Genomic DNA, 19,143 nt, shown 5'->3' on the forward strand with positions numbered 1-19,143 from the left:
CTCGAAGCTAACGCTTCGGCGCGCTCCCCGGGGGGCTGGAGCGCAACCACGTTCCCGGACGGGTCCGCGGCATGAAGAACTGGGTCAGCGGCCCGATGGCGAGGGCGAACACCAGCGTTCCCACTCCCACGGTCCCGCCAAGCAGCCAGCCCGCGGCCAGTACGGTGACCTCGATGACGGTGCGGGCCGAGCGGATGGACAGGCCCAGGCGGTTCAGGCCGGTCATCAGGCCGTCGCGCGGCCCGGGGCCGAGACCGGCGCCGATGTAGAGACCGGTGGCCACGGCGGTGGCGACGACGCCGAGCAGTAGGTACGCCCAGCGCGCGGTGAGCGCGTCCGGGGTCGGGGCCAGCCATATGACCGCGTCGGCGAACAGTCCGAGCAGGACGACGTTACTGAGGGTGCCCAGCCCCGGCTTCTGCCGCAGCGGGATCCACAGCAGCATGACCAGGGCGCCCACGATGATGATCCAGGCGCCGACCGACAGGCCCAGGTGGATGGAGAGTCCCTGGTGGAACACGTCCCAGGGGCTGTTGCCCAGCTGGGACTCGATCTGCAGGCCGACGCCGACGCCGTAGAGGGCCAGGCCCGCGTACAGGCGGGTGAGCCGGTTGGGAAGGGAACCGAGGGTGGGCAGGGAGAGTTCGCTCATGATGGCCCCAATCGTTCAGGCCGCCATTTCCGGATGAAAGGGCCAATCATGAAAAGTGGCCTTATGGTGGTTGGTGTGGACCGGTATCTCAGTGGCCCCCAGCTCGCCCGTCTCCTGGCGATCGCCCCCGGCGCCAGGCCGTACTACCGGGTGCTGGCCCAGGGTGTGCGGTCGCTGGTCCTCGACGGGCGGCTGCCGGTGCGGGTACGGATGCCCGCCGAGCGCCACCTCGCCGAGGCACTGGGCGTCAGCCGCACCACCGTGACCGCGGCCTACGACCTCCTTCGCGAGCAGGGGTACCTGGAGAGCAGGCGGGGGGCGGGGAGCTGGACGGCGCTGCCCGACGCGGGCTCGCTGGGCGCGGACAACCCGTGGATCGCCGCCGAGGACGACGGGCTGCTGCCGATGCACACCGCGGCCCCGAGCGCGATCTCGACACTGCCCGAGGCGATCGCCGCCGTCACCGGCCAGTATCCCCGCTACACGCTCGGGACGGGCTACGACCCGCTCGGGATCGCCCCGCTGCGCCAGGCGATCGCCGCCCGCTACAGCGCGCGGGGGGTGGCCACCCGGCCGGAGCAGATCCTGGTGACCACCGGAGCCCAGCAGGCCATCCACCTGGTGACCACGATGCTGCTCTCGCGCGGGGACCCGGTGCTGCTGGAGTCGCCCACCTACCCGCACGCCATCGACCTGGCCAGGATGCGCGGTGCCAGGATCGTCGGGGTCGGCATCCCCGACGAGGGCTGGCGCCACCTGGACCTGCTGACCTGCGCGATGCGCCAGTCGGCCGCCCGCCTCGCGTACGTGATCCCCGACTTCCAGAACCCGACGGGACACCTGATGGACGACACGGCGCGAGCGGCCCTGGCCGACGCGGCGCGGCGCTACGGCACGGTTCTGGTGGTCGACGAGAGCTGGTGTGAGCTGGCGCTCGACGAGGAGGCCCGGGCCACGCCGCTGGCCGCCTTCGACACCGACGGGAGGGTGATCACCATCGGCTCGGCGTCCAAGCTGTGGTGGGGCGGGCTGCGCATCGGCTGGGTCCGCACCACCGCCGCCACGGTCCGCCGTCTTGCCGTGCTCCGCGCCTCCATCGACATCGCCAGCCCGCTCTTCGAACAGCTGGTGGTGGCCAGGTTGTTCGAGGACATCGAGGGGGCCAGGGCCGAGCGCGCCCGCCTCCTCGGCGCCTCCAGGGACGCCCTGGCGGTCGAGCTGGCGGCGCGGATGCCCGACTGGAGCTTCGTTCCGCCCAGGGGCGGCGGCTCGCTCTGGGTGCGGCTGCCGGAACCTTCGGCCACCCCGCTGGCCGACGCGGCGGCCTGCCAGGGGGTCCGGCTGGCCCCCGGGCAGTGGTTCGGCGTGGACGGCACGCTGGAGGGGCGGCTGCGGCTGCCCTTCACCCAGCCGCCCCGGGTCCTCGCCGAGGCGGTGCGGCGCATCGCGGAGGCCAGGCTCAGGGGGGCGTACGGTACCCGGCCCGCCGAGCCGCTCACCCCCGCCCTCTGAGCCCGCCCCGGGAGGGCTTACTCGGAGGTGACGCCCCTGGCCAGCGGGGCCCGCAGTTTCAGCCGCATGGCCACGATGCGCAGCCCGAAGGCCAGCAGGGCGGCGGACAGCGTGGCCGGCCAGCCGTGCAGGTTCAGGGTGTAGAGCAGTGCCATGACCGCCGAGCCGAGCGTGGCGGGCACCGCGTACAACTGGCGGTCGTACAGCAGGGTGGGGGTCTGCCCGGCGAGGACGTCACGCAGGATGCCGCCGCCGACCGCGGTGATGACCCCGAGCAGGGCCGCGTGCAGGGGGGTGAGGCCGAAGTACATCGCCTTCTCGGTGCCGACCGCGCAGAACAGCCCGAGGCCCGCGGCGTCCAGTACGTTCACCGCGGGCATCACCCGCTCCACCTGCGGGTGCCAGAAGAACACGATCATCGTGGCCAGCACCGGCACGACCACGTAGCCGATGCTGGAGAAGGCGGCGGGCCGCACGTTCAGGATCAGGTCGCGTGCGACTCCGCCGCCCAGCGCGGTCATCTCGGCCAGCACGGCCATGCCCACCACGTCGAGCCGCCTGCGCACGCCCACCAGGGCGCCGGAGAGAGCGAAGACGAAGATCCCGACGAGATCGAGCACATTGTTCACCGATAAATCATCCCATGACCGGATATATGGGATTTCCGTCAAGGTGGTGGGGCGGTGCTCGGCGGCCGGTGCTCGCGCATCATCGCATGGAGCCTGCCGGCGAACGCGAGCAGCACCAGGGATGCCACGACGGCGATCAGCGCGAGGGTCAGGAAGTACGCGGGCTCCGACATGTGGTTCTTCAGCCGCCCCGTCTGCCCGCCCACGGCATCGCCCACCGAGATGGAGATGAACCACAGTCCCAGCATCTGGCTCTTGAACGCCTCGGGGGCGAGCTTGGTGGTGACCGAGAGGCCGACCGGGCTCAGCGACAACTCACCGAAGACCTGGACGAGGTAGACCAGCACCAGCCACCAGACCGAGATCCTCCCGCTCTCGGCCAGCTTGGCGGCCAGTGCCATGATCATGAAGCTCAGGCCGTTGATGAACAGTCCCGCCGAGAACTTGTGCGGAGCGGTCACCCGGTTGCCCAGCCTGACCCAGAGCGCCGCGAAGACCGGCACGAAGATCATGATGAACAGCGGGTTGAACGACTGCGTGGTGGCCGGGGTGATCCGGATGCCGAACAGTGACAGGTCCGTCTTGTTCTGGGCGAAGAACAGCAGCACGGTCGGCGCCAGGTCGTAGATCATCCAGAAGATGGCGGCGGCGATGAACAGCCAGACGTAGGCCTTCATCCGGGAGTGCTCGTCATCGGTCAGGTTGTGGCTGCCCAGCAGGATGTAGCCGAAGTAGAACACCGGCACGGCCACGATGAACAGCGTCGTCACGAGTGCGAAGGTGTCGAGGTCGAAGGTGCCCGACGCCGTCCAGACGGCCAGGCCGCCACAGGCCACGAGCGCGGCGACGGCCGCCGCGAGGCCGAAGTGCCTGCGCTCGCGCGGGGTCAGCCGGTGTCCCGGCCGCTCGCCCACGCCCTTCAGGTGCCGCCTGCCCAGCACGTACTGGGCAAGACCCAGGGCCATGCCGACCGCCGCCGCGCCGAAGCCCAGGTGCCAGCGGTCGCCCGAGGCGAGCCAGCCGACGACGAGGGGGGCGATGAAGGCGCCTATGTTGATGCTCATGTAGAAGATCGAGAACCCCGCGTCCCTGCGTGCGTCGTCATCCTGCGGGTAGAGCTTGCCGACCATCGTGGAGATGTTCGGCTTCATCAGCCCGGTCCCGGCGATGATGAGGAGCAGTCCGAGCGCGACGAAGGCGCCGGTCTCGACGGGGATGGCCATGCTGATGTGGCCGCACATGATGATGGAGGCGCCCCACAGCACCGCCCTGCGGGCGCCGAGCACCCGGTCGGAGATCCAGCCGCCGGGCAGGGCGACGAGGTAGATGAGCGCGCCGTAGATGCCGACGACCGCCTGGGCGGTCTGCTGGCTCAGGCCCAGGCCGCCGATGGCGGGGGAGGCCGCCATGAAGGTGGCGAGGATGGCCCGCAGGCCGTACCAGCTGAAGCGCTCCCATATCTCGGTGCCGAACAGTGTCGCCAGGCCGCGCGGGTGCCCGAAGAAGGTCTTCTCGCGGGCACGTCTCCCCGATGGCATGCGCCCCCCAGAATGTCACAGTGTGATCAAGTGACAACTCTACGTGCGCCTCCTGTTGGGGGGCCGAAGGCAGCCGTGCATTGTGATGTTTCTTCTCCCTTTCAGGGTCTTGTCCGGGAGGAACGGCGTGTGGTGCGATGCATGCCACTCGTGCAAGTAAGCACTTTCAGGAGGCTCTGTATGACCGGTGTCCTTGAGGAGCGGGCGGCCATCGAGAGGAAGATCGCGGGCCGTACGGTCTGCGATCAGCTGAGGGAGGCGGCCGAGGGTGACCCCGACGCCCCGGCGTACTCCGACCCGGTCGAGGGGGGCTGGTCCACCCTGACCTACTCCGAGGCCCGGCAGCGAGTTCTGGAGATCGCCGCCGGGTTCGCCGCCCTCGGGCTGGAGCCCGGCGAGGCGGTCGCGCTCATGATGGTGAACCGCAGCGAGCACGTGCTGGCGGACCTGGGCGCGGTGCACGCCGGCGCGGTGTCGTGCTCGGTCTACTCGACCTTCACCCCCGAGCAGGTGGCCTTCGTCGCCGGCGACGTCAAGGCGAAGATCGCGGTGCTCGGCGGACCGGCGGAACTCGCCAGGTGGGAGCCGGTCCTTGACGACCTTCCCGAGTTGCGCAAGGTGATCGTGCTGGAGGGTGCCCCGGCCGGTGACCGGTTCGTCTCCTGGGACGACTTCCTGGCCCTCGGCCGCGACCGGCTCGCGGCCGACCCCGCCGCCGTCGACGCCCGCTGGCAGGCGGTGACCGCCGACGACGTTCTCACGGTCCTGTACACCTCGGGCACCACCGGCAACCCCAAGGGCGTGCCGCTGACCCACTCCAACGTGTTCTTCGAGGTCGTGGCCACCGACAGGATGGCCGACCTGCCCAGCAAGGGCACCCAGATCTCCTACCTCACCTACGCGCACATCGCCGAGCGGGTGCTCAGCCTCTACCTGCCGCTCTTCAAGCTCTCCCACACCCACTTCTGCACCGACCTCGCCCAGCTCGGCGCGACCCTCGGCCAGGTCAAGCCGGTGCTGTTCTTCGGCGTCCCGCGTGTGTGGGAGAAGATGATGGCCCGCCTGCAGGCACTGCTGGCCACCCAGCCCGAGGAGCAGCAGGAGGGCGTGCGCAACGCCATGGCCGCCGGGCTCGCCTACATCGAGGCCAACCAGTACGGGCGCACCCCCTCGCCCGAGGTCCTGGCCGCCTACGAGCAGGCCGACGCGGCGCTGCTGTCGATCATCCGGTCGATGATCGGCTTCGACAACGCGGGCTGGCTCGCCACCGCGGCCGCGCCCATGCCGCTGGAGGTCCAGCGCTTCTTCGCCGGTCTCGGCCTGCGGGTCCTGGACGTGTACGGGATGACCGAGACGACCGGTGCCTTCACCGCCAACGCCCCCGGCAGCTTCAAGCTCGGCACCGTCGGCCAGGCGGGTCCCGGCGTCGAGGTCCGCATCGCCGAGGACGGCGAGATCATCACCCGCAGCCCGGCCAACACCCACGGTTACCTGGGACGGCCGGAGGCCACCGCCGAGCTGGTCGACGCCGACGGCTGGCTGCACACCGGTGACGTGGGCTCCGTCGACGCCGACGGCTTCGTCAGCATCCTCGACCGCAAGAAGGAGCTCATCATCACCGCGGGAGGCGAGAACATCTCCCCGGCCAACATCGAGAACTACCTCAAGGAGCACCCGCTCATCGGTCAGGCCCTCGCCTACGGCGACCGCAGGCCCTACCCGGTGGCGATCCTCACCCTCGACGGCGAGGTGGCCCCCGGCTGGGCGCAGGCCAACGGCATCACGTTCACCACCCTGGCGGACCTCGCCGAGCACCCCGACGTCCTCAAGACCGTCGAGGGCGCCATCGCCGTCGCCAACGAGAAACTGGCCCGGGTCCAGCAGGTCAAGCGCTGGAGCCTGCTGCCGGTGGAGTGGACCGCCGAGACCGCTGAGCTCACCCCGAGCCTGAAGCTCAAGCGTCGTATCATCCACGCCAAGTACGCCGAGATCATCGACGGCATGTACGAGGACTGACCGCCGCCCGCCGCCCGCCGCCCGCCGGCTCCGGATTCGGACTTCGGTCTCCGGCGCCCGGCCCCCGGCGGCCGGGCGCCGCTTTGCCCAACGGGGCGTGTGTCCTCTACCTGCCTGTTACCGGTGGACTCCTAGCCTCCTGGTCATGACGTTGAGAGTCCTTCTCGCATCCCTGGCGGCCGGGGCCGTGGCCCTGCCGGTACCGGCAGGAGCTCCGGCGACCGCAGCCGAGGACCTGACGATCCGCTCGGTGACCCTGCGTCCCGCGAATCCCGTGGTCGGGCCCGCCGACACGGTACGCATGGTGATAGAGGTGGTGGCCCGAGGCGTCACCGGTCCCGAGGGGGTGACGATCAAGGTCGAGCCGGGTGCGCCCCCCGCTTCGAAGGGGACGTCCTTCCCCGTCACCGCGTCCCGCCCGGGCGGCGGTCCCGGCAGGGGCCCCGCCCTCGCGCCCGGCCCCGTACCCGGCCCGACCGTGTCCGCCCGCCTCGCCCCGGGCGCGGTGGGGATGACCGGGTTCCGTCCGGGAGAGGGGTGGGAGACCTGGCGGTTCGCGCCGGAGAAGAGCCTGAGCCGCTGGTATCCGGCCGGACCCTGGACCGTCTCCGTGAGCGCGAGGGGCGCGGACGGCGCCGAGGTCACCGGACATACGGGCTTCCTCCTGAAGCGGCTGACCAGGTTCGGCGGAGTCCAGGTGGCCCCAGGAGGCTCGGGGGTGCGCGTGACGGGCGCGCTGAACCGGGTCGACCCTCAGGGGCACCTCGACTACGCCCCCTTCCCCGGCCAGCCCGTCGAGATCATGCACCGGGCCGGTAAGGACGCCGACTGGACGAAGGCGGCCGGTGCCACGACCGACTCCCACGGACGCTTCACCAGGATGGTGGAGGGGCGTACCGGCGGTGAGTGGCGGCTCAGGTTCGAGGGCACGACGCACTACGCCCCCAGGCTGGGGGTCATCCACAAGGTCTCGCCACGCTGATGTGAGGTCACCTGCCGCCTCGACGGCCGCACGTCCGTGATCTCCGTCCGTGATCTCCGTCCGGGAACGGAGCGGCGCGGAGCCCGGTGGCCGGGTCAGGCCAGGGCATGCACCGCCGCGCCGAACAGGGCGGGCAGCCGCCGGGCGGCCGGGACGATCAGCCGCCCCGCCGCCCGGTAACGGCGGCTGCCCACCAGCGCCCCGGTAAGCAGCCGGTGCCGTCGCGACAGCCGCAGCCAGGCGGCCTCGTACGCCCCGGGGGCGCCGGCCCTCAGGCAGTCGACCAGCAACCGCGCGGACGTCAGCGCGAGCGACACCCCCTCCCCGGTGAGCGCGTCGACGTAGCCGGCCGCGTCGCCGACCAGCAGCACTCGCCCCGCCACCCGGGCGCGGACCCGCTGGCGCAGTGGCCCCGCCCCGCGCACCGGGGTGGCGGCCGGTCCCTCCAGCCGCTCCAGGAGCGAGGGGAAGTCCGTCAGGTGCTCCGGATAACCGCGCCGTCGAGAGCTCAGCACGGCGACGCCCACCAGGTTCTCGCCCACCGGCGTCACGTACGCCTCGCCGTCCGACGCCCAGTGGACCTCGACGAAGTCCGTCCACGGCGCGATCGGGTAGTGCCGTCGAAGCCCGTACCTGCGCGGCCCGCGGCAGGGCAGTTCCAGTCCGAGCAGGGCGCGCAGCGGGGAGTGCAGGCCGTCCGCGGCCACCAGCCAGCGGGCTCGCAGCCCCGCCGCCTCGACGAGACGGCAGTCCTGCCGCACCCCGTCCACCTTGCCGGGAACGACCCGCACGCCCAGTTCCCGCGCCCGCAGGGACAGTGCGGTGTGCAGCATGGTCCGCCGTACGCCCAGGCCCGACCCGTCGCGGAACGCCGCCTCCGCCTCGTGACGGCCGTCCAGGTAGCGGATGCCGCGCAGCGGCCTGCCCTCGACCCGCACCCCCAGCGACCGCAGGGCCGCGACCCCGGTGGGCATCAGTCCCTCGCCGCACGCCTTGTCCACCGGTACGGCCCTGGGCTCGACGACGACGGCCTCCATCCCGGCCAGGGCGGCGTGGATGGCGGTGGCCAGCCCGGCCGGCCCCCCGCCCGCGATCAGGACGTCGATCATGTCGGCGCCCGCCCGGTGGCGGGCGGCGCACCGGCCGGTGTCGCCGTGGCGAGCGAGGCCAGAGCGTCCTCCTCACAGCGGATCCGCACCCTCATCAGCGCGGCGTTGAGCACCGTGAACGTCAGCGCGGTGACCCACGCGCCGTACACCAGCGGCAACGCCGCCCCCTCGACGGCCACCGCCACGTAGTTGGGGTGGCGGAGCAGGCGCAGCCGGTAGGGCCCCCGCTCCACCAGTGGCAGGCCCGGCACCACAATCACCTGGGTGTTCCACTGAGGACCCAGCGAGACCACGCACCACCAGCGCAGACCCTGCGCGGCGACCACCAGGGCGAGCATCGGCCAGCCGAGCGCGGGCACGAAGGGCAGGCCGGCCAGACCCGCCTCCAGCAGGCATCCGGCCAGCAGGGCGGTGTGCAGGGCGACCATCCATGGGTAGTGGCCCCGCCCGTACGTCACCCCGCCGCGCGCCGTGCTCCATCGCGCGTTACGTCGGGCGACGATCAGTTCGGCGATCCGCTCAAGGCCGACGAGCAGCACAAGGAGCAGGTACCAGGACGACAGATGCCAGGACATCGGGGCTCCTACCAGCGCAGCAGTACGAGTTCGGAGCAGAAACCCGGCCCCATCGCCAGAAGCATCCCCGGAGTGCCGGGCGGCGGTGGCCGCAGGGCGAGCGTGTCCCGCAGGACGTGCAGGACCGAGGAGGAGGAGAGGTTTCCGATCGCGGCGAGCGAGCGCCAGGTGAGGTCCAGCGCGCCCTCGGGAAGCCGCAGCGTCTCGGCCACCGCCTCCAGGACCTTGGGGCCGCCCGGGTGACAGACCCACGCCGTCACGTCCTCGCTGCTCAGGCCGTGGTCGGCGAGGAAGTCGTGCACGTCGTCGGCCAGGTAGGTGCGCACCACCTCGGGAACACTCGCGTCGAGCACCACGCGGAAGCCGGTGTCGCCGACCTGCCAGCCCATCACGTGCTCGGAACCGGGATACAGATGGCTGCGCGAGGCCACCACCGCCGGAGCCGCCCGTCCGCAGGACCGGTGGGAGGTCGGCTCGCCGGTGGAGGGGGAGGAGCCCGCGGGTCCCGCGGGCCAGGCGGTCGCGGGAGCGCCCGCCGCCGGAGAGGACCCCGCGGGTCCCGCGGGCCGCGTCGTCGCGGACGCGCCACTCACCGCACCGGCCCGGGAGGTCGCGGGCGAGCCGGTACGCCGGGGTCGCCACTCGTCACCGCAGGCCACCACGGCCGTCGCCCCGTCGCCGAACAGGGCGCTCGCCACCATGTTGGCGACGGAGGCGTCACCGCGCTGCAGGGTGAGGGAGCACAGCTCGACCGAGAGCAGCACCGCCAGCTGCTCGGGCCAGCCGTGCAGGTAGTCGTGGAGCCGGGCGATTCCGGCCGCCCCCGCGACGCAGCCCAGTCCGAAGATGGGGATCCGCTTGACGTCCGGGCGCAGCCCGAGCCGCCCGGCCACCCTGGCGTCCACCGAGGGGGCCGCGACGCCGGTCACCGAGGTGAAGAGGATCATGTCCACGTCCTCGGGGAGGACCCCGGCCTCCTCCAGCGCGCCGCCCAGCGCCTCGGTGCCCAGCTCCACGGCCGTCTCCACGAAGGCGTCGTTGGCCGCCCCGAAGCCGTCCAGCTTGGCGTACTGCTCGAGCGGTAACGTCAGGTGTCGTGACTGCACCCGCGCGGAGGTGTGCAGCCGGTCGAGCAGCCGGCGGTTGGCACCCTCGGGCAGGCACACCCGTGCGAACGCCTCGGTGATCTCTGCCTGGGAGTGCCGGTTCGGTGGGAGCGCGCCGCGGACAGCGATGATTCGCGTCATGGGACAGGCTCCCGGCTCGTGAACAGCGGACATCTGCTTTTTGCCCAGCTGGATCTGCGGCATGCGTCGCAACAGTCCCGCTGCCCGTTTCTCGGGGTGTCCCACCTCGCAACGCTGTCTGTTTCTTGTAGTGATGACCGCTTTTTTGAGATGGTCGGTACCCGCTTTCCTGGACGCCTCGGCCTACGATCGATCAGTGACGACGAGCCGGCCGATGTGCCCGGGGACAGGACCGGTGCTCAGGGCCGCGCGGGGGCTGCTGCTGGCCTGCCACCCCGGGCCGAGCGCGGCGGTCACCGTCCTGGTGGCCGCGCTGGCCGCGCTGAGCGGGCGCGACGCGGCCGGGTGCGTCCTGGTGACCGCGGCGGTGCTGACCGGGCAGCTCTCGATCGGCTGGTGCAACGACGCGGTGGACGCGGCGCGGGACGCCGCCGCGGGCCGTACTGGCAAGCCCGTCGCCGGTGGCGCGGTGAACGTCCGCACGGTGTGGGTCGCCGCGATCGCGGCCCTGGCGCTCTGCGTGCCGTTCTCCCTGGCCTCGGGGCCGGCGGCAGGTGCGGTCCACCTCGTCGGCGTCACCGCGGCCTGGGCCTACGACCTCGGACTCAAGGCGACCGCGCTCTCCTGGCTGCCGTACGTGGTGGGCTTCGGCTCGCTTCCCGGGTTCGTGACCCTGGGCCTGCCGGGACATCCGTGGCCCGCCTGGTGGGCGGTCCTGGCCGCGGCGCTGCTCGGCTGCGGGGCGCACCTGGCCAACGTGCTCCCCGACATCCCCGCGGACCTCGCCGGTGGGGTCCGGGGCTGGCCGCAGCGGCTCGGTGTCGCCCGCGTCCGCGTCCTGATCCCGCTGCCGCTGCTGGCCGCGACCGCCCTGCTCGTCTTCGGCCCCACGGGGTCGCCGGGCGCGGGGGGCTGGGCGGCGCTGGCGGTGGCCGGAGCCCTCACCGCCTGCGGGGTGGCGCTGGGCCGAACCTCGCCGCGCGTTCCCTTCGCCGTGGCGGTCGCCGTCGCCGCGGTCGCCGTCCTGCTGCTCCTCGCGCGCGGCACCGCCATCACCGGGTCCTGACCCCGCAGGCCGGGTGCCTCTCAGCCGGAGGTCGCGGAGGCCGGCTCGTTCCAGGAGATCCGGTAGTCGTACATCCAGGCCAGCGCGTTCCTCCTGTCCACCTGCCGCATGATCACCGGTAGTGTGAGATCGCGGAAGAAGGCGCCGACGGCTCCCTGCGCCTTGCCGCTCCCGTTGCGTCTGCCGTGCTCCACGATCCGCTCCACCCGCTTGCGCCGCACCGCCTCGAAGGTGGCGAACGCGTCGCGGGTGCCGGGGACGTCCCGCAGGCACTTGGCCAGCACCACGGCGTCCTCGATCGCCATGGACGCCCCCTGGCCGGAGGAGGGCGAGGTCGCGTGCGCGGCATCGCCCAGGATCACCATGCGCTCGTTGAACCACTTCGGCACGGTCGGGAAGTCGTAGGTGTTCCAGCCGGCCATGATGTGGTCGGTCGCGCCGATGATGTCGAGCATCGGCCCGGTGTCGCCGCTGAACAGTTCCGTCAGCCTGGTGCGCCACTGTGCCGGGGTGATCGCCGCGAGTTCCTCCGGCGTCGGCTCCCTGGGGCTCGGCGGGTTGGCGAACCACCACACCGCTCCGTCCGGATGGATCAGGTAGCCGAAAAAGCATCGTCTGCCGAAGATGAAGTGGCTCGTTCCCGGCTCGCCGGGCACCTTGACGCCGTGCGCGAAACCGCCGGTGTTCAGCAGACCGACGTGCCGGGCGCGAGGCGCCCCGGCGTCGATGATCGTGCGGGTCCGCGAGTGGAGCCCGTCGGCGCCGATCAGCAGCTCGCCTTCGGCCGCGCCGCCGTCGGCGAAGACCGCGCGCACCCCGCCCGCGGTGATCGAGGCGTCGGTGAGGCGCCTGCCGTAGTGGATCCGCACGCCGCGCCGTACGGCCTCGTCGCGCAGCACCCGATAGAGATCGGCGCGCTTCAGCGTCCGGCTGGGCTGCCAGACGGAGGCGAGCGGCCTGCCGCGCCCGTTGAACATCAGCATCCGCGAGGAGTCCATGCCCAGGTCGCTGACGAGATCGTGCAGGTCGAGGGGGCGTAGTGCCTCCAGCCCGTTGACCGCGAGCGTGAGGAAGGCGCCCACGCCATCGGAACCTTGGTCGTACGCCTCGAAGACCTCGCTGTCGATGCCGGCGCGCTGCAGGGCCATCGCTGTCACCGGGCCGGCGATGCCCCCGCCGGCTATCAGGGCTTTTTTAGTCATAAAATGACTATACATAGAATAACTATTGTTGGGTAGGCCGTTACGATGTGCACCATGTCTACGAGGCGGTCCCCCCTGGCCATGGCGCTGCTCTCGCTGGTCTGTGAGGCGCCGATGCACGCGTACCAGATGCAGCGGATGATCAAGGAGCGGCACAAGGACGACGTCGTCAACGTCGCGCAGCGCAACAGCGTCTACCAGACCATCGACAGGCTGCTCCGCGACGGGCTCATCGCGGTCCGTGAGACCTCGCGCGAGGAGAACCGGCCCGAGCGGACCGTCTACGAGCCCACCGACGCGGGCCGTGACACGCTGCGGCAGTGGATGCGGACGATGCTCTCCGCGCGGGCCCGCGAGTTCCCGGAGTTCCCCGCCGCACTCGCCTTCATGCCCGTGCTGCCGCCCGATGAGGTCTGTGCGGCGCTCGACGAGCGCCTGATCTCCCTGGAGGCGCGACTGTCGGAGTTGGGCCGCGACCTGACCGAGGGGGCGAAGTTCCTCCCGCGCCTCTTCCTGGTGGAGACCGAGTACCAGCGGGCCGTGCTCAAGGCCGAACTCGACTATGTCCAAGGCCTCGCCGACGACCTGCGCGCGGGCCTGATCGACTGGGACTTCCGCCTCTGACGCCGGCTCGGTGAACGCTGAGGGTGACCGCGTCGCCCGGAAATCCTTTCGGATGAGCGGCGGCTATTAATTCGGCTACGCGGAAATGCTGTGACGACAGTGCTGTCGCCCGAAAAGTTTTTCTCAAATGCCGGTAAGGTGTCGGCCGAAACCGGGATGTCAAACGTCGCCCGGGAGTGGAAATGGGAAATACCTCCGGTTGACGGTGGCATTCATTCCCGATTTTCGAGTTTTATTATAGGTTTTGTGGGTTTTTCTGTTCCGAGATCGATTCGCCATTATTGGTCTCATAGCATTTTCCCCCATTGACACCCTTCGGACATTTAGGGAACATTCAAAAGGTTTTCCTTGGCCGACAATGTGATCAATAAGCCCCTCGGACTCGCCGGGTGGACCCTCGGGAGAATCGGCCTCCCGTGGCTTCCTGACCGACCACCAGCGCCGTTTCCGGTTCGCTCCAGCCCCGCGGCCACAGCGGGGGAGTGACGGACAAGTTCACCGCCGCCACCTTCGACGCCACCACCACCGCTCCGGTGGTGGTGGTCACGCCTGCCCGGAGAACATCGACGAGAAAACCAGCCAGCCAGTAACAAGGAGCTCGACGGTGAACAGAAATAAGGAGGGGCCGGCGCCGGTCCGGCCTTTGCCGGAGACCGGACCGGCCGAGGACACGCGGCTCGCTGTGAACGGCGGTGACCCCGTCCGGCGCACGCCCTGGCCGACCTACGACAAGGGGGCCGTCTTCGTCCATTCCGAGGACGAGGAGGCGGCGTTACGCGCCATCCGCAGCCATCTCTACTTCCGCTACGACCACCGATCCCAGCAGGACACCGAGTGCGGCAAGTTCGAGGAGGAACTGTGCCGCTATTTCGGTAGCAAGCACGCGCTGGCCGTGTCCAGCGGCACCACCGCGCTCGCGCTCGCCATCATGGCGGCGGGGATCCCGCCGGGCTCGCTGATCGCCTGTCCCGGCTTCACCTTCGTGGCCACCCCCAGCGCCATCGTGCTCGCCGGATGCACGCCCGTCCTGGTGGAGGTGGACGAGAACCTCCACATGGATGTCGACGATCTCCGTCGCCGCTGGACACCCGAGATCAAGGGAATCCTGGTGGTCCACATGCGCGGCTTCGCCGCCGACATGGAGGCGGTGACGCGCCTCGCCGCCGACATGGGCGTGCCGGTGTTCGAGGACGCCGTCCCTGCCCTCGGCGCGGAACTGAAAGGCAGAAAACTCGGTACCTTCGGCCTCGCGGGCGCCTTCAGTACCCAGTCCGACAAGTCGCTCAACTGCGGCGAGGGCGGTTTCCTGGCCACCGACGACAGCGTGCTCTTCGCCCGCGCCGTCGTGCTCTCCGGCGCGTACGAGGGACGCTTCCGGCGGCACTTCCCGGACGGCGAGCCACCGATCGCCACCGATCTCGACCTGCCGTTGTTCAGCTTCCGCATGGACGAGATCCGCGCGGCCCTGCTGCGCGCCGAGATGACCCGGCTGCCGATGCGCCTGGAACGCTTCCGGGGGAACTACGCCTACGTGGCCGCGGCCCTTTCCGACCTCCCCCAGATCGCCATCCGCCAGCCCGTGGACCCCGGCGCCTATCTGGGCGAGGCGTTCATCTTCCGCGTTCCCGGCGTGGACGCGAAATGGTTCGCCCGCGCGCTCTGCTGCGAGGGCGTCGACGCGCGCAACCTCGGCTCCGACGAGGACACCAACGTGCGGGTCTTCTGGAACTGGCGGTTCATGTTCGGCGCCAGAGGTGTCGAGGAGATCAAGGCGTTGCTGCCGAACACCACGCGATACCTGGAGCAGGCGGTGGACGTCCCGCTGTCCTCCAACCTCTCGGCGCAGGACTGCGATCACCTGATCAGGGCGGTCCGCAAGGTGGCGGCGGCCGTCGCGCCGGACCGCCGCCCGCGAACCTCCCCGGTCGACGGGTACGCCTCCGTCGACCAGGGCTCCGCCCTGCCGGCGGATCCGGTCACCGGGCTGGCCGACACCGCACCCGTCGGGCAGTAGCGATGGAAGCCCCCACGGAGAAGAGCACGATGCCGCGCCTCGCCCTCGCCGGGGTCTTCGGCGGACTCTTCTGCGGTTACCTGGGCCTCACCGCGGCGATCCCGGTGCTGCCGGGCTTCGTCAGGGAGAGCTTCGGCGCCGGCGATTTCGCCGTCGGGCTGGTGGTCATGGCGACGGCGCTCACGGCTCTGCTGGTGAGGCCCGTCTCCGGCCACCTGGCCGACCGGTACGGCCATCGCCTCGTCATGCGGGCAGGCGCGCTGATTATCGCCGTCGGCGGCCTGCTCTACTTCCTGCCGCTCGGCCTGAGCGGCCTGGTCGCCGTCCGCCTGCTGGCCGGCGTCGGGGAGGCGTCGCTCTTCACCGCCGGCGCCGTCTGGGTCGTCTCGCTCGCGCCGCACGACCGCCGCGGGCAGCTGATCGGGCTCTACGGCGTCAGCATGTGGGGCGGGATCTCGGTGGGGACCTTCCTGGGCGCGCTGCTGCTGAACTTCGGTTACGGCGCGGTGTGGGGCTTCAGCGCCGTAGCCGCGCTGGTCGGCCTCCTGCTGATCAGCGCGGTTCCCGCCCCCGCACGCGCGGGGCAGCCGGGCGAGGTGCGGCAGGGCGGTGGGCACACCCTGCTGCCACGCCCGGTGCTGCTGCCGGGGCTGGCCCTCGGATTCGCCGCCGCGGGGTACGCGGGCCTCGCCGCCTTCGTCGTCCTGCACCTTCAGGCCCGCGGCGTCCAGTCGGGCGTCGTGGTGCTGAGCGGCTTCAGCGCCGTCTACGCCGGCACCAGGTTGTTCATCGGCCACCTCCCGGACCGGCTCGGGCCGCGCAGGGTCGCCATCTGGTCCGGCATCGGTGAGGCCATCGGCCTTGCGATCATCGCCCTGGCGCCGAACCTGCCCGTCGCCGTGTTCGGCAGCCTGGTCATGGGGGCCGGGTTCTCGCTGCTGCACCCGTCGCTCGCCCTGATGGTGATGAACCGCACCGACCCGTCGAGGCAGGGGGCCGCGATCGGCGCCTACACCTCCTTCTGGGACCTGGGCCTGGCCGTCTGGGGGCCGCTGATCGGAGTGGTCGCCGCCGGTCTCGGCTATCCCGCGGTGTTCGTCGTCGGCGCCGTCTGCGCGATGTTGGCCGTGGCCGTGGCGCTCTGTGTCCGCGGGCAGGACACGCAGCCGGCGGCCGTGAGTTGAGTCAGGAGCACGTCATCAACGGATCGAACCTCTCGAAGACACCTCTCAAGATCCTCTGTATCACCGGATGGTGCCGCAACGGCAGCACCATCATCGGCAACATCCTCAACGAGGTCCCGGAGGTCTTCCACGTCGGGGAACTGCACTTCCTGTGGAAGAACGCGGCGGGCAGGGGAGCGAACAGCTCGTGCGGCTGCGGCAGGCCGCTGACCGAATGCCACATCTGGTCGAGGATCCTCCCGCTCGGCCGACCGGCCGGGGTCTCCGCGCAGGCCCACGCGGACGCCGTCATCCGCCGCCAGCTGGCCTGCGTACGGACGAGGCACACCTGGCGCGTGCTCGACCGCGGGCTGCACTCCGAGGAGATCCGTGAGCACGCCGCCCTGATGACGCGGACCTACCACGCCGTCGCCGAACTGACCGGCGCCCGCGTCCTCGTGGACACCACCAAGATCCCCGGCGAGGCGGCCCTGCTGCCACACCTCGACGGGGTGACACCGTACTACGTCCATCTCGTACGCGACCCCAGGGCGGTAGCCCAGTCGTGGAGCCGGGAGAAGCAGTACTGCTACGTCATGTCGTCCAGGAAGAGCACGGCCTACTGGCACGGTTTCAACGTGGCCTCGCAGGCGATCATCCGCCGCCATCGGGACCGGTCGATGTTCCTGCGCTACGAGGAGTTCATCGCCGACCCGGTGCGAACGATCGACGCGCTGCTGCGGCTCTGCGGAGAGGATCCGGCCGCCAACCCGATGCGGGGCCAGACGATCGAGCTCCGTACCAACCACACGGTCACCGGCAATCCCGATCGCTTCCACAGCGGCACCACCGTCATCCGGGACCGGGACGACTCCTGGCGGACCGATCTGCCGCTGCCCGCCAGGCTGGCCGCGGCGACGCTGTCATGGCCGCTGTTCCGGCGCTATGGCTACCGCTACGGCGGCACGCTTCCCAGCGGTTCACGGCGGGCCGGCACCGCGCCGCCGCGGGCGACCAGGGAGCGCTAGGAGGCCGGATGTCGAACGGCCCGTACGGCAAGGAGGAGGACGTTTGGAACTGGGGCTTGAGAACAAGGTCGCGCTCGTCGCCGGCGGATCCAGCGGCCTCGGCCTCGCCGCCGCCATGGAGCTGGCCAGGGAGGGCGCGCATGTCGCGATCGGCGCACGCGACCGCGACCGGCTCGCGGAGGCCGAACGAGGCCTCAAGGAGGTGGCGCGCGGCCGGGTCCACGCCACGAGCGTCGACGTCACCGACGGGGAGGCGGCGCGCCGCTGGGTCGACGAGGTCGCCGCCGACTTCGGCGTCCTTCACATCGTGCTCGTCAGCGGCGGCAGCCCGCCGATCGGCACCGCCTCGCAGTTCGAGCAGGCCGACTACCAGGCGGCCATCGACAAGGTGCTCTCCCCGGCGCTGACCCTGGCCCTCGCGGCGCTGCCGCACCTGAAGGCCGCCCGGTGGGGCCGGTTGCTCTTCGTGGCCTCGGAGACGGCGAGCGTCCCCATAGCCCAGCTGGCACTCTCCGGGGTGACCCGCGCCGCCATCGTGCGCTTCGCCCAGTCCCTCGCCTCCGAAGTCGGCCGCGACGGCATCACCGTCAACGTGCTGGCACCCGGCACGACCCGTACCCCGCCGGTGGAGCGGGCGGCGGCGAGGCTGGCCGAGGACGGCGACGTCGAAGCCCGGCTGCGTGCCATGGGCCGGCACAACGCCCTGGGCCGTGTCGGGGACCCGGCCGAGTTCGCCGCCGTCGCGGCCTTCCTCGCCGGAGAGCGGGCCTCGTTCGTCACCGGCGCGCTCCACCTGATCGACGGCGGCGCCGGCGTGGTGGGGCCGGAGCCGGCGCACCTCACGTCCGCGCGCAAGGACACCTACACATGACGACCCAGGCGATCTCCGCCGAAGGAAGGACCCCGTGATGTCAACGACCGGCCACGCCTACACCGAGAGAGACGTCAGCGACTTCTTCGACCAGACCCTTCAGACCTACCTGAGCTTCTGGGACGGTGACGGAGTCCTGCACACCGGCTACTTCGCCGGCGACGCCGACGACGACTACCGTGCCGCCGCCGAGCGGACGTCCGACATCCTGGCGGCGGATGCCGGAATCGACGGGTCGTCGTTCGTGCTCGACGTCGGCTGCGGCTGCGGCAACTTCCCGATCCACCTCGCCAGACGATTCGGCTGCCGCTGCGGGGGACTCGACCTGAGCGCCGAGCGCGTCAGGTTCGCGAGGGAGGCCCTGACCGCAGAGAACGGGCTCGACATCGAGTTCCGCCAGGGCTCGGTCACCCGGATGCCGTACGAGACCGGCACCTTCAGCCACGTCGTCAGCCAGGACGCGCTCTGCCTCGTACCGGATAAGCCGCGCAGTCACCTCGAAATCCACCGCGTCCTGCGGCCCGGGGGCATCTTCGCCTTCTCCGACTTCCTCCAGCCCAAGAAGGAGATCGGCGAGCGCGCCCGCCGGCACGTCTACGACCGGGTGAAATGGAACGGCGGCTACTCCTTCGTCGGCTACCAGGCCGCGCTGGAAGAGGCCGGATTCGAGATCCTCCTCGCCCGCAACCTGGAGAGCCACATCCGGCAGACCTACCGCGTGCTGGGCAGGACCGCCCGCGAGCGCGCCGAGGCGACGCCGGACGCCTCGGCGCGCGACTGGATGCTGGCCTTCTCCAAGTCCTGCGCGGAGATCCAGATCGCCATCGACGACGGTGAGTTCGGCTGGGGGATGTTCGTCACCCGCAAGCCCGGCAACGCCACGCCCTAGCGCCGAACCACCAGTAGCGAGGAAGC

The 19,143-nt window shown here is 71.0% G+C and carries 17 protein-coding genes; 10 read left to right on the forward strand and 7 right to left on the reverse strand.

The window, feature by feature from the left end; all coding sequences use genetic code 11:
• Positions 1-7: 7 nt before the first annotated feature.
• Positions 8-652, reverse strand: a complete 645-nt coding sequence (locus tag ACQP0P_RS19270) for a YczE/YyaS/YitT family protein (RefSeq protein WP_433378641.1) — start codon at positions 650-652, stop codon at positions 8-10.
• Positions 653-700: 48 nt separating this feature from the next.
• Here ACQP0P_RS19270 and ACQP0P_RS19275 point away from each other — a divergent pair, with 48 nt between their 5' ends.
• Entirely contained in the window at positions 701-2,164 is a 1,464-nt protein-coding gene (locus tag ACQP0P_RS19275) for a PLP-dependent aminotransferase family protein (protein WP_433378643.1), read from the forward strand.
• Between the two features lie 17 nt (positions 2,165-2,181).
• Here the strand turns inward: ACQP0P_RS19275 and ACQP0P_RS19280 are convergent, their stop codons facing one another.
• Together ACQP0P_RS19280 and ACQP0P_RS19285 are read right to left on the reverse strand one after the other, a co-directional pair.
• The gene (locus ACQP0P_RS19280) at positions 2,182-2,793 is read right to left on the reverse strand and encodes a trimeric intracellular cation channel family protein (protein WP_433378646.1); all 612 of its coding nucleotides are present in this window, start codon (positions 2,791-2,793) and stop codon (positions 2,182-2,184) included.
• 38 nt (positions 2,794-2,831) lie between these two features.
• Complete coding sequence (locus ACQP0P_RS19285) at positions 2,832-4,331, reverse strand: peptide MFS transporter (protein WP_433378649.1); 1,500 nt, start codon at positions 4,329-4,331, stop codon at positions 2,832-2,834.
• Positions 4,332-4,511: 180 nt separating this feature from the next.
• Here ACQP0P_RS19285 and ACQP0P_RS19290 point away from each other — a divergent pair, with 180 nt between their 5' ends.
• Positions 4,512-6,347: an AMP-dependent synthetase/ligase gene (locus tag ACQP0P_RS19290; protein ID WP_433378652.1), complete on the forward strand. Its 1,836-nt coding sequence runs from the start codon at positions 4,512-4,514 to the stop codon at positions 6,345-6,347.
• Positions 6,348-6,492: 145 nt separating this feature from the next.
• Positions 6,493-7,329 carry a hypothetical protein gene (locus ACQP0P_RS19295; protein WP_433378655.1) on the forward strand — a complete coding sequence of 279 codons (837 nt, stop codon included), beginning with the start codon at positions 6,493-6,495 and terminating at the stop codon, positions 7,327-7,329.
• Positions 7,330-7,424: 95 nt separating this feature from the next.
• Here the strand turns inward: ACQP0P_RS19295 and ACQP0P_RS19300 are convergent, their stop codons facing one another.
• The 3 genes from ACQP0P_RS19300 to ACQP0P_RS19310 are packed head-to-tail and all read right to left on the reverse strand — an operon-like array spanning position 7,425 to position 10,260.
• Positions 7,425-8,438 carry an NAD(P)/FAD-dependent oxidoreductase gene (locus ACQP0P_RS19300; RefSeq protein WP_433378658.1) on the reverse strand — a complete coding sequence of 338 codons (1,014 nt, stop codon included), beginning with the start codon at positions 8,436-8,438 and terminating at the stop codon, positions 7,425-7,427.
• Entirely contained in the window at positions 8,435-9,013 is a 579-nt protein-coding gene (locus ACQP0P_RS19305) for an isoprenylcysteine carboxyl methyltransferase family protein (protein WP_433378661.1), read from the reverse strand. The genes ACQP0P_RS19300 and ACQP0P_RS19305 overlap by 4 nt, the downstream gene beginning before the upstream one ends.
• An 8-nt stretch (positions 9,014-9,021) precedes the next feature.
• Complete coding sequence (locus ACQP0P_RS19310) at positions 9,022-10,260, reverse strand: 3-oxoacyl-[acyl-carrier-protein] synthase III C-terminal domain-containing protein (RefSeq protein ID WP_433378663.1); 1,239 nt, start codon at positions 10,258-10,260, stop codon at positions 9,022-9,024.
• A gap of 196 nt (positions 10,261-10,456) precedes the next feature.
• Between ACQP0P_RS19310 and ACQP0P_RS19315 the strand changes: the two genes are divergently transcribed.
• On the forward strand, positions 10,457-11,326 hold the full coding sequence (locus ACQP0P_RS19315) for a UbiA family prenyltransferase (RefSeq protein ID WP_433378666.1): 870 nt from the start codon (positions 10,457-10,459) through the stop codon (positions 11,324-11,326).
• A 20-nt stretch (positions 11,327-11,346) separates the two neighbouring features.
• Here ACQP0P_RS19315 and ACQP0P_RS19320 read toward each other — a convergent pair whose 3' ends face one another.
• A complete protein-coding gene (locus ACQP0P_RS19320) occupies positions 11,347-12,528 on the reverse strand; it encodes an FAD-dependent oxidoreductase (RefSeq protein WP_433378669.1) in 1,182 nt (393 codons plus the stop codon).
• A 54-nt stretch (positions 12,529-12,582) separates the two neighbouring features.
• On the opposite strand from ACQP0P_RS19320, the gene ACQP0P_RS19325 reads away from it, so the two are divergent.
• The 6 genes from ACQP0P_RS19325 (at position 12,583) to ACQP0P_RS19350 (ending at position 19,117) form a co-directional block, all read left to right on the forward strand.
• Entirely contained in the window at positions 12,583-13,152 is a 570-nt protein-coding gene (locus ACQP0P_RS19325; RefSeq protein ID WP_433378672.1) for a PadR family transcriptional regulator, read from the forward strand.
• A gap of 604 nt (positions 13,153-13,756) precedes the next feature.
• On the forward strand, positions 13,757-15,166 hold the full coding sequence (locus ACQP0P_RS19330) for a DegT/DnrJ/EryC1/StrS family aminotransferase (protein ID WP_433378675.1): 1,410 nt from the start codon (positions 13,757-13,759) through the stop codon (positions 15,164-15,166).
• A gap of 2 nt (positions 15,167-15,168) precedes the next feature.
• A complete protein-coding gene (locus ACQP0P_RS19335; RefSeq protein WP_433378678.1) occupies positions 15,169-16,350 on the forward strand; it encodes an MFS transporter in 1,182 nt (393 codons plus the stop codon).
• Entirely contained in the window at positions 16,347-17,357 is a 1,011-nt protein-coding gene (locus ACQP0P_RS19340) for a sulfotransferase (RefSeq protein ID WP_433378681.1), read from the forward strand. The genes ACQP0P_RS19335 and ACQP0P_RS19340 overlap by 4 nt, the downstream gene beginning before the upstream one ends.
• Positions 17,358-17,400: 43 nt before the next feature.
• The gene (locus ACQP0P_RS19345) at positions 17,401-18,228 is read left to right on the forward strand and encodes an SDR family oxidoreductase (protein ID WP_433378684.1); all 828 of its coding nucleotides are present in this window, start codon (positions 17,401-17,403) and stop codon (positions 18,226-18,228) included.
• Positions 18,229-18,265: 37 nt separating this feature from the next.
• Positions 18,266-19,117: a class I SAM-dependent methyltransferase gene (locus ACQP0P_RS19350; RefSeq protein WP_433378686.1), complete on the forward strand. Its 852-nt coding sequence runs from the start codon at positions 18,266-18,268 to the stop codon at positions 19,115-19,117.
• Positions 19,118-19,143 lie beyond the last annotated feature (26 nt).

Source organism: Streptosporangium sp. CA-115845 (assembly GCF_050943795.1).
Taxonomy (GTDB): domain Bacteria; phylum Actinomycetota; class Actinomycetes; order Streptosporangiales; family Streptosporangiaceae; genus Streptosporangium.